A 12,394-nucleotide genomic window follows, 5' to 3' on the forward strand; every position below is an offset into this window, starting at 1 on the left:
ACGTAAAGTGGAGCGCAGCCAGTGCTATTGGTAATGCGCATTTACCGTGTTCCCGGAAGGGCGCGTCAATGTGATTGGCCTTTAACGGAACAACGCTTAGTCTTCGGAAATGGACCGGAATTTGCCTGGGGCCGCGAAGCGCTCGAAGCTGATCTGGGGGGGAGCATCGCCGCTCTATTTCGGCGTGTCCGCCAGCGCGGCGCTGTGCGCGGCAACCGGCTGTCTGCTGTCCCCCTATCCGGCCCATGCCGGCGAGGCGGCGCGGATGATCCTTGCCCAGGCCACGATGCAGCTGGCGCAGAACAGCCCCCCCGCCGACAAGGGCATCAAATCGCTGGATGGCAAGCCGATCGACATCGAGGAAGCCCGCCGCCTGTTCGAGGAGCACCAGAAGGAGCTCGACCGGGTCAAGCAGGAGCAGAAGGGCCTGGAGAGCGAGACCGTGGCGCTCAGCGAGGAGAGCGCCGCCCTGCAGACCAAGCTGATCGAGGCGGCCCAGAAAGTTCAAAAGAGCGAAAGACAGCTCACCCGCTCCGAAGGCGAGATCGAGGAATTGACCCGGCAGGAAGCGCAGATCCGCGTCTCGCTCGACGAGAGCCGCGCCAAGATCGCACAGATGCTCGGCGTCATGCAGCGCATGGGCCGCGAGCCGCCGCCGGTCATGATCACCGAGCGCAATGATGCGCTTCGTATGGTCCGCAGCGCCATGATCCTCTCGTCCTTCTTCCCCGGCTTCAAAGCCGAGGCCGACAAGCTCTCCGAAACCCTCGCCGATCTGAACACCATCATAACGCAGTCGCGCGAAGAGCACGTCCGCATGGCCGAGGCGCAGGCGGACTTCAACCGTCTCAAGGCCGATATCGACCGGCTACTGACGCAAAAGCGCGAGCGGATGAAGGAAAATGTCGCGAAACTGGAAAACCTTAAGGTTGCGGCAACTCGTCACAGTCGCGCGGTTACCGATTTGGGAGATTTGTTCAAAAGATTGGACGCGGAGGTTGCAAACCGCTCCAATCTAGCGGCCTATGAGGCGGAGCTGAAACAGCTTGGCCCGGCTATTGAATTGAAGCCGGCCGTCAAGCAGGCAGCATTCGTGCAGCCCGGCCGGATGAAACCGGCCATTCCATTTGAGAAGGCCAAAGGCTTGCTGCCGCTCCCCTCGCAGGGAAAGCGGTTAAAGTCTTACGGATCGAAGGACGACGCAGGCGGAAAATCCGAGGGTGTCTACATCGAGACCCGTAGCGAGGCCCAAATCACATCTCCATCGGACGGCTGGGTTATTTATGCCGGACAGTTTCGCAGCTACGGGCAACTCTTGATAATCAATGCCGGTGGGGGCTATCATATATTATTAGCAGGTTTGGACCAGATTTACACAAACGTTGGTCAATTCGTGCTTGCGGGAGAACCCGTTGCCGCCATGGGCAAGAAACCGCCGCAAGGCACCGGTTCGGTGCAATCAGGAAATCCTGTGCTCTATATCGAGTTTCGCAAGGACGCCCGCCCCGTAGACCCCGACCCGTGGTGGTCGGAGGGCGTGAAGGAAGGTTGAAAATATGCGCAAATCGGACTTTGCGACTTGGATGCTCGTGCTTCTTGCCTTCGTGGCGGCGGGTACGACGATGATCAATGCCACGCGGTCACAATCGGCTACGGCGGCGAATTCTGAAATCTATCGGCATCTCGACCTGTTCGGCGACGTGCTCGAGCGCGTCCGCTCGGATTATGTCGAAACCCCTGATGACAGCCAACTCATCGAGTCGGCGATCAACGGGATGCTGAGCGGCCTCGATCCGCACTCGACCTATCTCAACCCGAAGCATTTCCGCGACATGCAGGTGCAGACCCGCGGTGAATTCGGCGGCCTCGGCATCGAAGTGACGATGGAAGAGGGCGTTGTGAAGGTCGTGTCGCCGATCGAGAATACGCCCGCTGAAAAAGCTGGTGTGCTCTCGGGCGATCTGATCACCCATCTCGATGGCGTCTCGATCCAGGGTCTGACGCTGGAGCAGGCGGTCGAGAAGATGCGCGGGCCGGTCGACACCCCGATCGTGATCACGGTCATCCGGCAGAACACCGATCCGTTCGACGTCAAGATCGTGCGCGATGTGATCCGCATCAATCCGGTCCGGGCGAATATGGAAGGCAACGATGTCGGCTATATCCGCGTCAAGGCCTTCAGCGAACAGACCTATGACGAGCTCAAGCTTGCCATCGCCAACCTCAAGAAAGAGGCCGGCGCGAACATGAAGGGCTACATCGTCGATCTGCGCAACAATCCGGGCGGTCTGCTCGATCAGGCCATCTCCGTTTCGGATGCGTTCCTCGACAAGGGCGCGATCGTGCTGACCCGCGGCCGTAACCTCAACGAGACGCAGCGCTCGAACGCCCGCCCCGGCGATCTGACCGACCAGCAGAAGGTGGTCGTGCTGATCAATGGCGGCTCGGCTTCGGCCTCCGAAATCGTCGCCGGCGCTCTGCAGGACCACAAGCGGGCGACCGTGATCGGCACGCGCTCCTTTGGCAAGGGCTCGGTGCAGACCATCATCCCGCTCGGCTCGAACGGCGCCATCCGCCTGACGACCGCGCGCTACTACACGCCCTCGGGCCGGTCGATCCAGGCCAAGGGCATCGATCCCGATGTCGTGGTCGAGCAGGATCTGCCGGAAGATCTGCTGAAGGCCTCGAAGAGCACCAAGCCCCGCGGCGAAGCCAGCCTGCGCGGCCATCTGAAGAACGATGATGGCGAAAGCTCAGGCAGCCTCGCCTTCGTGCCGAAGGAAAAAGAGAAAGACACGCAGCTTCAATATGCTCTGAATCTGCTGCGTGGCCTTAATGTCGAGCAGAAAAAGGTCGAAGCTCCTGCAGTCGCGCCGGAAGAAAAAACCGCGCAATAGGGCTCAGATCCACACGTCGTTGCAGAAGGGCGCGCCGGGCGATCATCCCGCCCGGCGGGCCCTTATTCTTGGGAACAAGCGGTTTTTTTGGGGAGTCACGCGTCGAATCGTTGGTTATAGTAAGCGCCAAGCATTCAACGTCCGCGCGTGACGGGCAAACGAGCCATGAGAATATTATTTTACACAGCGACAGCTGCTTTTTTGATCCTGGCCGGAGTGTTCGCATTCTTTGCGCTCCAGACCCCGGACCATGCTGGCGGCACCAAAGTGGTGCTCAGCATCGATTCCAGTGAAATGCCTGTCTCCGAGGGCCCGGCCGAACCGGCGGCCGAGCGCGATCTTTACGCGGAAGCGGCCGAGCGGCTGAGGCATTTGGAGGCAAGCGCGGCAAAGCCGGAGAGCGGCGCGGAAGCGCCGGCCGAGGAGGCCAGCGGCGGAGACCTTAAAACGGATGAGCGGCTTTCAGGCGATCCGGAACCGCAGGGCGTTGGCCCGCGCGGATTGCGCGGGTCGGCGGAGGCGTCCTTGCCGGAAGACCGGGGCCAGGGCGAGACCCTGCCGGGCCTTCCACCGGGCACGGCTCTCGCTGGTCTCGACGTGGACAAGCCGATCTTCAAATCGCTCGACCAGCAGCCGGTGGTTGATGGTGGCAGCCGCGCCAATCGCGGCACGGCCTCGGGCGACCAGCCCGTGCCGGGAACCCAGCTCGGCGCGTCCGCGCCGGACGATCCGCGTCTGGCCGGTTTGCCGCGCGGAAGCGTCGCGCCGCTCGAGCCGGACGCAGGCCCCGGTCCGCAAGCCGATAATGGCAGTCAGGTCGATGGGGTGATGGCCTCGCTGAATGTCAAGGATCAGCCGCCGGAAATCGCGGCGCCAGTGGTGCCCCCGGCTCCGCCCGTGCCTTTGAAGCGTCCTGCCGGCGGACCGCCGCCGGCTAAGACGGTGGCCCTGAACGGCTGGAGCGGCACGGCATTCTCGACGACCGAAGTCGCGGCGCCGAAAGCGGCGCGCATCGCTATTTTGGTGCGCGGCCTCGGGCGTGACGAGCGCATCGGCGACGACGCCGTGAGCAAGCTGCCGACGGCGATTTCGCTCGGCTTCCTGCCTTTTGGCAATTCCGCGCAGCAATTGGCGGGCAAGGCGCGCGAGCGCGGCCATGAGGTGATCGTGCAATTGCCGCTGGAGCCTGCCGACTATCCGGTCAACAATCCCGGTCCCGAGACGCTGCTGTCCGGCTCCTCGCCCGATGAAAACGTCACCCGGCTCGGCAATGTCCTGGGCAGGTTCGAGGGCTATAGCGGCGTCACCAATTTCCTCGGCGGCAAGATCCTGCAGTCGAAGGCGGCGCTGCGGCCCATCCTGGAAAACCTGAAATCGCGCGAGCTGATCTATGTCGGCGAGGGCAAGAGCCACGCCGTGGTGCGCGGCATCGCCGGAGAGATCGGCCTGCGCTATGGCGGCGCCGATGTCATGATCGACTCCAATCCCGCCCCCGAAGCGGTCAAGAAGGCCCTCGACCGTCTGATCGCCGTCGCCCGCAAGGACGGCAGCGCCATCGGTCTCGCCTATGCCAACCGCGTCACCATCGACGAGCTGGAAGCCTGGTCGCAGACGCTGGCGACCCAGGGCATCACGCTGGTCCCGGTCGGGGTCCTGGCTCAAACGCCTGGAGCCTCATGAGCGACGAGACTGTGTACGCTGCGTCCAATCTGCCGTACCGCGCCGGGGTCGGCATCATGCTCATCAATGCGGACGGACTCGTCTGGGTCGGCCGACGCCGGCAAGATGTCATGGAGGCCGGCGAGAACTGGCAGATGCCGCAGGGCGGCATCGATGAGGGCGAGGCCCCTGCCGCCGCCGCCCTGCGCGAGTTGGCCGAGGAGACCGGCACGGACAAGGCCGAGATCATCGCCGAGACCGCGCTCTGGCTGCATTACGATCTGCCCGCCGAAGTGGTTGGCATCGCATTGAAGGGCAAATATCGCGGCCAGCGCCAGAAATGGTACGCGATGCGCTTCACCGGCGCCGACGAGGATTTCAACATCCATGCTCCGCCCGGCGGCCACATTCCGGAATTCGAGGCCTGGCGCTGGATCGCCGCGGATGAATTGCCCGGGCTGATCGTGCCCTTCAAGCGCAACATCTACGAAGCCGTCATCGAGGAATTCCGCAGCCTCCTCGCGCGATAAGGCGCGGCGCCGTGCGCGGTGGCGGCCCCTAATATAGGCCGCCGCAGCGGGAGCATTCCGGCCGGGCGCAGCGCGCTGCAACGCCGCGTTCTACTCCAAGGGAAGAGGGTGGCGCGCGGAGCGTGCCGGGTGAGGGGTTGGTGCCTCACGCCGAGAGGGACCGCTAGCCGCTAAGCCGCGAAGCGGGTGACGTCGACGGTGCGGTCGGCGATCTCATTGCGGACGGCTTCGTCGTGGAAGATGCCGAGGATGGCGGTGCCGGCCTTGCGGCGCTCGGCGATCAGCGCGACGACGCGCGCGCGGCTGGCGGCATCGAGCGAGGCGGTCGGCTCGTCCAGCAGCAGCATCGGCTGGCCCGCCGCAAAACCGCGCGCGACGTTGACGCGCTGCTGCTCGCCGCCGGAAAACGTTGCGGGCGGCAGGCTCCACAGCCGCTCGGGCAGGTTCAGCCGCGCCAGCAGGTCGGCGGCGCGGTGCTTCGCCTCGTCCTCCCCGGCGCCGCCTTCGCGTGCGGCCGCCACGACCAGATCGAGCGAGGAGACGCGCGGGATCGCCCGCAGGAACTGGCTGACATAGCCGATGGCGCTTTTTCGCAGCCGCAGCATCCGCCGCGGCGCGGCGCGGGCGACGTCGATCCACTCGCCGCCGTCGCGCAGCCAGATCTCGCCGCGGTCGGCGCGGTAATTGCCATAGATCATCTTCAGGATCGACGACTTCCCCGCGCCGGACGGCCCGCCCAGCGCGACGCATTCGCCCGCCGCCACCTCGAAGCTGACATCGCGCACCACCGGCAGTTCCGCCCCGCCGCGCAGATGCATGGTGAAGCTCTTGGCGACGCCGTCGAGCCGCATCATCTGGTCCATGCTCACCCCTGCAAAACCGAGGATACGAGAAGCTGCGTATAGGGCTCGCGCGGATCGTCGAGCACCTGATCGGTCAGCCCGGTCTCGATGACGCGGCCCTCGCGCATCACCATGATGCGATGCGACAGGAGCCGCGCCACGGCGAGGTCGTGCGTGACGATGATGGCGGCGAGGCCGTAATCGGCGACGAGGCCGCGAATGAGGTCGAGCAGGCGCGCCTGCACCGAGACGTCGAGCCCGCCGGTCGGCTCGTCCATGAAGACGAGGCGGGGCCGCGTCACCATGTTCTTGGCGATCTGGAGCCGCTGGCGCATCCCGCCGGAGAAGGCGGCCGGGCGGTCGTCGATGCGGTCGGCGCCGATCTCGACGCGGCCGAGCCAGTCCACCGCCTCGGCGCGGATATTGCCAAAATGCCGCCAGCCGACGGCCATCAGCCGCTCGCCGACATTGCCGCCGGCCGAGACGCCCATGCGCAGGCCCATGCGCGCATCCTGATGCACAAAACCCCAATCGGTGCGGAAGAGGAAGCGGCGCTCGGCCTCGCTCAGGGAGAACAGGTCGCGCATGCCGCCGTCGCGGCTGCGATAGGTGACGGTGCCGCGCGTCGGGGCGAGCTGGGTCGAGAGCATCGACAGAAGCGTCGATTTGCCGGAACCGGATTCGCCGACCACAGCCAGCACTTCGCCGGGGAAGATTTCCAGTGCCACGTCGATGCAGCCGATGCGCGGGCCGTAAAGCCGGGTCAGGCCCTCAGCGGTCAGGAGCGGCATTTCGGTCTCGCTCATGCGCCGCCCTCGCCGTCGAGGCGCACCGTGAAGCTGATGCCGTGCCGCTCGAAGCCGAGCTTGTCGTAGAATTCGTGCGCCCGCACGCGCTTGATGTTGGAGGACAAGACCAGCTTGTAGCAGCCGCCGCCGCGCGCCTCGTCCATGGCGTGCCGCATCATCGCGCCGCCGACGCCCTGCCCCTGCGCGGCCGGGTCGACCACGACGCCCTCGACGATGGCGGAGGGGGCGCCGAGATGGCCGAGATTGTGCATGATGAGCAGCGTATAGGCGCCAACGATGGCCGCGCCGCTTTCGGCGACATAGAGCGTGTAATTGGGGTAGCGGGCGAATTCGTCGAGAATGCGCGCGGCGACGGGCAGGGGCAGCACCTTGCCGTCGTCCATGTCCGGCTGGGCGTAAAGCGCCAACACGGCGGGCAAATCCGCTTCCTGCGCGGGCCGGATGCTGATCGCGGTCTCACTCATGCCTGGCCTCCGCGCCGTTCCTCGCAATAATCGGTGTCCGAGCAGACGAACAGCCGGCCGCCGCGATCGTCCGTCACCACCTCGTCCAGATAGACGCCGGTCGCGCCGCAGAGGCCGCAGGGCTTGTCGAACTTCGTGCGCTCGAAAGGATGGTCCTCGAAATCGAGGCTGATGACCTGGGTGTAGGGCGGCAGGGCGTAGATGCGCTGCTCGCGCCCCGCGCCGAAGAGCTGGAGGGCCGGGCTCATGTCCATTTTCGGATTGTCGAATTTCGGGATCGGCGAAGGGTCCATCACATAGCGTCCCTCGACCTTGATCGGATAGGCGTAGGTCGTCGCGATATGGCCGTGCCGGGCGATGTCCTCGTACAGCTTCACATGCATGAGGCCGTAATCTTCCAGCGCGTGCATTTGGCGGGTTTCGGTCTCGCGCGGCTCTAGGAAGCGCAAGGGCTCCGGGATCGGCACCTGATAGACGAGGATCTGGCTCTCGCCGAGCGGCTCTTCCGGGATGCGGTGGCGGGTCTGGATGACGGTCGCCTCGCGGGTGCGGGTGGTGGTCGCGACGCCGGCCGTCTTCTCGAAGAATTTGCGGATGGAGACGGCGTTGGTAGTGTCGTCCGCGCCCTGGTCGATGACCTTCAGCACATCGTCCGGGCCGAGCACCGACGCGGTGACCTGCACGCCGCCGGTGCCCCAGCCATAGGGCATCGGCATTTCGCGGCTGGCGAAGGGCACCTGATAGCCGGGAATGGCGATCGCCTTCAGGATGGCGCGGCGGATCATGCGCTTGGTCTGCTCGTCGAGATAGGCGAAATTGTAGATCGGGGTGGCGGTCATTCGGCGGCCTCCGCGTGGCGTGCGGGCGGTGCGGCGCGGTCGGCTTCCCATTCGGCCCGAAGCTGGCGCAGGAGCGCAAGCTCGGCCTGGAAATCGACGTAGTGCGGCAGCTTCAGATGCTCGACGAAGCCGGTCGCCTGGACGTTGTCGGCATGGCTTAGTACGAATTCGGCATCCTGTGCGGGGGCGACGACCTCCTCGCCGAATTCCGCCGTGCGCAGCGCCCGGTCGACCAGCGCCATCGACATGGCCTTCCTCTCGCTATGGCCGAAGACGAGGCCGTAGCCGCGCGTGAATTGCGGCGGCGCGTCGGCCGAGCCGGCGAACTGGTTGACCATCTCGCATTCGGTCAGCCTCACCTCGCCGAGCGGCACTTCGAAGCCGAGTTCTTCCGGCACGAACGAGATTTCGACCTCGCCCATGCGGATTTCGCCGGCGAAAGGATGCGTGCGGCCATAGCCGCGCTGGGTCGAATAGCCGAGCGCCAGGAGGAAGCCTTCATCGCCGCGGGCGAGGGCTTGCAGCCGCAGATCGCGGCCGGCGGGGAAGGCGAGCGCGCCGCGCGTGACGTCGCAGACGGGAGCGGCGGGATCGTGGGGGCGGTTGGACTCGATCAGACCCTCATGGTTCAGCAGCGCGGTGACATGGGGGGAGGCTTCGGATTCGGCGGCGGCGGCGCGCTCCGGCGTCGGGGCGCTGCCCGCCTCGGCGAGGGCGGGGTCAAGCAGGCGATGAGTGTAGTCGAAGGTCGGGCCGAGCACCTGGCCACCGGGCAGATCCTTGTAGGTCGCGGAGATGCGGCGGCGAATGTGCATGGCGCCGGTGTCGGCAGGCTCGGCATAGCCGAAGCGCGGCAGCGTCGTGCGGTAGGCGCGGGCGAGGAAGATTGCCTCGATCAGGTCGCCGCGCGCCTGCTTGATGGCGAGGGCGGCAAGGTCCGGGTCGTAGAGCGAGCCCTCGCACATGACGCGGTTGACGGCGAGGCTGAGCTGCTCTCGGATCTGCGCGGCGGTGATTTCGGGGAGGGCGGGGTCGCCGCGGCGCTCATGGGCGAGCAGATTATGCGCCGCCTCGATGGCCGCTTCGCCGCCTTTGACCGCCACATACATCAGCGCGCCTCCAGGATGCGGGTGCTGCGGGGCAGGGCGGCGATTTCGCTTGGCCCCGCAAAGATGAGATCGACGCCGAGCGGGAACCGGGCGCGATTGTTCTTGAACTGGTGGGTGAGGTCGCCCGGTAGCGGCGTTGCGCCGAAATGGGCGTGGCCGTTAATGCCGGGTCCGGCGATCTGCCAGCCATCGGGCGTCAGTCGTTCGACCTGAAGAATGACCGTCGTGGAACGATCCGGATAGTCCGGCGTGCCTTGCGCGAAGGCGCCGAGCGTCGGCGCGCTAGCCGGATCGGCGATGACAGCGAAGGCCGCCGCGTCCGGCGTCGGCGCGAGCTTGGCGCCGGTATGGAACCGCAGAAACTCAGCGACTTCCCCATGCCGAGCCAGCGGCCCATCCAGCCATAACGGCGTCTCGAAATCGGCAAGCGCGATCAGGATCGCGGCGGCTGCGGCATTGAGCGGGGCGGGCGGTGCAAACCCGGCGTCGAGCGGGGTGATGCGCCCTGGCCGGGACATCGCGTCCATGACGCTGCGGAAGACGGCCTGCGCCCCGCGCGAGGCGTCGGCGAAAGCGGGCTGGATGGCGGATTGGCTCATCGGCTAGTCCTCGCCGCGCACAAGGGTGAAGAAGTTGACGCGCGTCGCGGCGGCCTGCTCGCGGCGTTCGGCAAGCTCGGCTTCGCGCCGTGCGGTGACGGGTGCGACGAGCACCGCGTCCAGCCTCTCGCGCCAGCCCGCGTCCTGGCCGAGCGCATCGACGATGGCCGCAAGCCGGGCGCGCCTTGCCGAGCGTCCGAGCAGATAGGAATAGCCGAGCGCGCCATCCGGCAGGCGCACCACCGCGCGCGTAACGGTCGCCTCGCCGACATTGAACGGACCGCCATCGCCGCCGATCCGGCCGCGCAGCATGACGAGCCCCGCTTCCGGCGCGCGCACGTCCTCCGCGTCCGGCACACCGCCGCAATCGGCGAAGGCTCGTTCCAATTCGGCCTCGGTCGCCTCCGCGCAAATGCGCATCAGCACCTGCCGCTGGCGGAGCCGGGCGTCCGCGTGATCCCCTACCGGTGATGTCATAAGACCGGTTTAGCTGTGAGCGTTAACGCTTTTATGACAGCCGAACGCGGCGAAAGCGCAAGGAAAATGCATTTTGGCGTCCCGCCGCGAGGCTCAGCCTTGCTTCCCCGCTGCCCTGATTTTGTCGCAGGACTGTCATGAAACCGTAATCCCGCCGTTATGCCCGCGTGCTACCCCATTGGCGAAATTGTGGAGATCACCTTGGTAGCGCCCGCGATTGAGATCAATTCGGTCCGCAAGAGCTTTGCTCGTGGCGCCGCCGTGCTGAAGCGGGTCGATTTCTCGCTCCAGCATGGTGAGATGGTTGCTCTGATCGGCGCATCGGGCTCCGGTAAATCGACGCTGATCCGCTGCATCGCCGGGCTGTTGTCCATCGATGGCGGCCATGGCGGCGAGACGCCGGGCTGCATCAGGCTGTTCGGCATCCCGATGCAGGAGAAGGGCCGCATCAGCCCCTCCGCCTCGAAGCTGCGCGCCCGGGTCGGCGTCGTCTTCCAGCAATTCAATCTGGTGCCGCGCCTGTCGGTGCTCACGAATGCCTGCCTCGGCCTGCTCGGGCAGATCCCGCGCTGGCGCGGCACGCTGTCGGCCTTCAGCCGGGCGGAAAAGCTCAAGGCCATGCGGGCGCTGGCGCGCGTCGGTATCGCGGAACACGCGCTGAAGCGAGGCTCGCAGCTCTCCGGCGGACAGCAGCAGCGCGCGGCGATCGCGCGGACCCTGGTCCAGGGCGCCGACATCCTGATCGCCGACGAGCCGATCGCCTCGCTCGATCCGTCCTCGGCCCGGCGCGTCATGGACATCCTCGCCCAGCTCAACCGCGAAGACGGCATCACCGTGCTCGTCTCGCTGCATCAGGTCGAATATGCGCTGGCCTATTGCCCGCGCACCATCGCGCTGCGCGACGGGCACATCGTCTATGACGGCCCTTCCTCCGCGCTGACGACGAGTTTTCTCAGCGAGCTTTACGGGGCGGAGAGCGAAGAGTTGTTCCTGCCCGGCCTCGACGATAGTACGCCCGAGCTTACCAACGGCCGGGACGCGGTACATGCCAGCCAGGCCGCGATGGGCGCGGCCACTTTCGCTCAAACGCAGTAATTCGGGAATTGGACCGGCCAGGCATCGCCGGTGCGATCACGGACGAAAACCAAAGACAAACAAGGAGCTCTTCATGCTGCGCAAAATCATGACCGGTGCGGTGATCGCGCTGGGCCTGGCATCCGCCCCGGCCAAGGCCGCCGACGAACTCAATTTCGGCTTCATCTCGACCGAGTCCTCCTCGAACCTCAAGGTGATGTTCGAGCCGTGGCTGGCTGAGATGAGCAAGGCGACCGGCCTCAAGGTCAACGCCTTCTTCGCCACCGACTATGCCGGCATCATCGAAGGCATGCGCTTCGGCAAGGTGCAGGTTGCCTGGTACGGCAACAAGTCGGCGATGGAAGCGGTCGACCGCGCCGGCGGCGAAATCTTCGCCCAGACAATTCCGGATAGCGGCCTGCCGGGCTATTACGCCCATATCATCGTCCACAAGGACAGCCCGTTCCAGAAGCTGGACGATATCCTGAAATGCGACAAGACCCTGGATTTCGGCATCGGCGATCCGAATTCCACCTCCGGCTTCCTGGTGCCGACGACATTCATCTTCGCCGCGCGCGACATCGACCCGAAGGCCTGCTTCAAGACCGTCCGCAATGCCAATCACGAGGCCAATTCGCTGGCCGTCGCCAATAAGCTGGTGAGCGCCGCCGCCAATAACAGCGAAAATCTCGACCGGCTGAAGATCACCAAGCCGGACGATTATGCCAAGATCCGCGTGATCTGGACCTCGCCGCTGATCCCGTCCGACCCGCTCGTGTGGCGCAAGGATCTGGACGATGCGACCAAGCAGAAGCTCTCCGCCTTCATCTTCGGCTATGGCAAATCCGGCAATGCCGAGGAAGACGCCAAGGCGAATGCCATCCTCAAGGGCATGACCTGGACCGGGTTCAAGCCGTCCGACAACAACCAGCTCCTGCCGATCCGCCAGATGGAGCTGACCAAGGAACTGGCCAAGGTGCAGGCCGACGACAAACTCGGCGCGGACGAGAAGAAGGCCAAGATCGAGGAGCTGAAGACTAAGATCGCCAATATCGAGAAGCAGCTCGGCGCGACGAAGTCCTAAGCCGGATGGGG

General features: G+C 65.5%; 13 protein-coding genes. 6 read left to right on the forward strand and 7 right to left on the reverse strand.

Annotated features, from left to right (window positions below):
• Positions 1 to 109 precede the first annotated feature (109 nt).
• From BLEFHOIH_RS24170 to BLEFHOIH_RS24185, 4 genes are all read left to right on the forward strand, one after another.
• The gene (locus BLEFHOIH_RS24170; RefSeq protein WP_088348615.1) at positions 110 to 1,552 is read left to right on the forward strand and encodes a peptidoglycan DD-metalloendopeptidase family protein; all 1,443 of its coding nucleotides are present in this window, start codon (positions 110 to 112) and stop codon (positions 1,550 to 1,552) included.
• Between the two features lie 31 nt (positions 1,553 to 1,583).
• Positions 1,584 to 2,897 carry a S41 family peptidase gene (locus BLEFHOIH_RS24175; protein WP_245297176.1) on the forward strand — a complete coding sequence of 438 codons (1,314 nt, stop codon included), beginning with the start codon at positions 1,584 to 1,586 and terminating at the stop codon, positions 2,895 to 2,897.
• Positions 2,898 to 3,113: 216 nt separating this feature from the next.
• Positions 3,114 to 4,577, forward strand: a complete 1,464-nt coding sequence (locus tag BLEFHOIH_RS24180; RefSeq protein WP_170937360.1) for a divergent polysaccharide deacetylase family protein — start codon at positions 3,114 to 3,116, stop codon at positions 4,575 to 4,577.
• Complete coding sequence (locus tag BLEFHOIH_RS24185) at positions 4,574 to 5,086, forward strand: RNA pyrophosphohydrolase (protein WP_088348618.1); 513 nt, start codon at positions 4,574 to 4,576, stop codon at positions 5,084 to 5,086. The genes BLEFHOIH_RS24180 and BLEFHOIH_RS24185 overlap by 4 nt, the downstream gene beginning before the upstream one ends.
• 170 nt (positions 5,087 to 5,256) lie before the next feature.
• Here BLEFHOIH_RS24185 and phnL read toward each other — a convergent pair whose 3' ends face one another.
• From phnL to phnG, 7 genes are read right to left on the reverse strand one after another with little or no spacing between them, the layout of a single operon-like run.
• Positions 5,257 to 5,949, reverse strand: a complete 693-nt coding sequence (gene phnL, locus BLEFHOIH_RS24190) for a phosphonate C-P lyase system protein PhnL (RefSeq protein WP_088348619.1) — start codon at positions 5,947 to 5,949, stop codon at positions 5,257 to 5,259.
• Between the two features lie 2 nt (positions 5,950 to 5,951).
• Positions 5,952 to 6,734, reverse strand: a complete 783-nt coding sequence (gene phnK / locus BLEFHOIH_RS24195; RefSeq protein WP_088348620.1) for a phosphonate C-P lyase system protein PhnK — start codon at positions 6,732 to 6,734, stop codon at positions 5,952 to 5,954.
• Positions 6,731 to 7,201, reverse strand: coding sequence for a GNAT family N-acetyltransferase (locus BLEFHOIH_RS24200; RefSeq protein WP_088348621.1), 471 nt, complete (start codon positions 7,199 to 7,201; stop codon positions 6,731 to 6,733). The genes phnK and BLEFHOIH_RS24200 overlap by 4 nt, the downstream gene beginning before the upstream one ends.
• A complete protein-coding gene (locus BLEFHOIH_RS24205; RefSeq protein WP_088348622.1) occupies positions 7,198 to 8,040 on the reverse strand; it encodes an alpha-D-ribose 1-methylphosphonate 5-phosphate C-P-lyase PhnJ in 843 nt (280 codons plus the stop codon). Before BLEFHOIH_RS24205 ends, BLEFHOIH_RS24200 begins: the two co-directional genes overlap by 4 nt.
• Positions 8,037 to 9,149 (reverse strand): carbon-phosphorus lyase complex subunit PhnI, encoded by a 1,113-nt coding sequence (locus BLEFHOIH_RS24210; RefSeq protein ID WP_088348623.1) that lies wholly within the window; start codon positions 9,147 to 9,149, stop codon positions 8,037 to 8,039. The genes BLEFHOIH_RS24205 and BLEFHOIH_RS24210 overlap by 4 nt, the downstream gene beginning before the upstream one ends.
• Positions 9,149 to 9,748, reverse strand: a complete 600-nt coding sequence (gene phnH / locus BLEFHOIH_RS24215; RefSeq protein ID WP_088348624.1) for a phosphonate C-P lyase system protein PhnH — start codon at positions 9,746 to 9,748, stop codon at positions 9,149 to 9,151. The genes BLEFHOIH_RS24210 and phnH overlap by 1 nt, the downstream gene beginning before the upstream one ends.
• Before the next feature lie 3 nt (positions 9,749 to 9,751).
• A complete protein-coding gene (gene phnG, locus BLEFHOIH_RS24220) occupies positions 9,752 to 10,225 on the reverse strand; it encodes a phosphonate C-P lyase system protein PhnG (RefSeq protein WP_245297177.1) in 474 nt (157 codons plus the stop codon).
• A 201-nt stretch (positions 10,226 to 10,426) separates the two neighbouring features.
• Here phnG and phnC point away from each other — a divergent pair, with 201 nt between their 5' ends.
• Complete coding sequence (phnC, locus tag BLEFHOIH_RS24225) at positions 10,427 to 11,320, forward strand: phosphonate ABC transporter ATP-binding protein (RefSeq protein ID WP_245297178.1); 894 nt, start codon at positions 10,427 to 10,429, stop codon at positions 11,318 to 11,320.
• 73 nt (positions 11,321 to 11,393) lie between these two features.
• Positions 11,394 to 12,383, forward strand: a complete 990-nt coding sequence (gene phnD / locus BLEFHOIH_RS24230; protein ID WP_088348627.1) for a phosphonate ABC transporter substrate-binding protein — start codon at positions 11,394 to 11,396, stop codon at positions 12,381 to 12,383.
• Positions 12,384 to 12,394: the final 11 nt, after the last annotated feature.

The organism is Rhodomicrobium sp. R_RK_3 (genome assembly GCF_002198715.1).
GTDB lineage: Bacteria > Pseudomonadota > Alphaproteobacteria > Rhizobiales > Rhodomicrobiaceae > R-RK-3.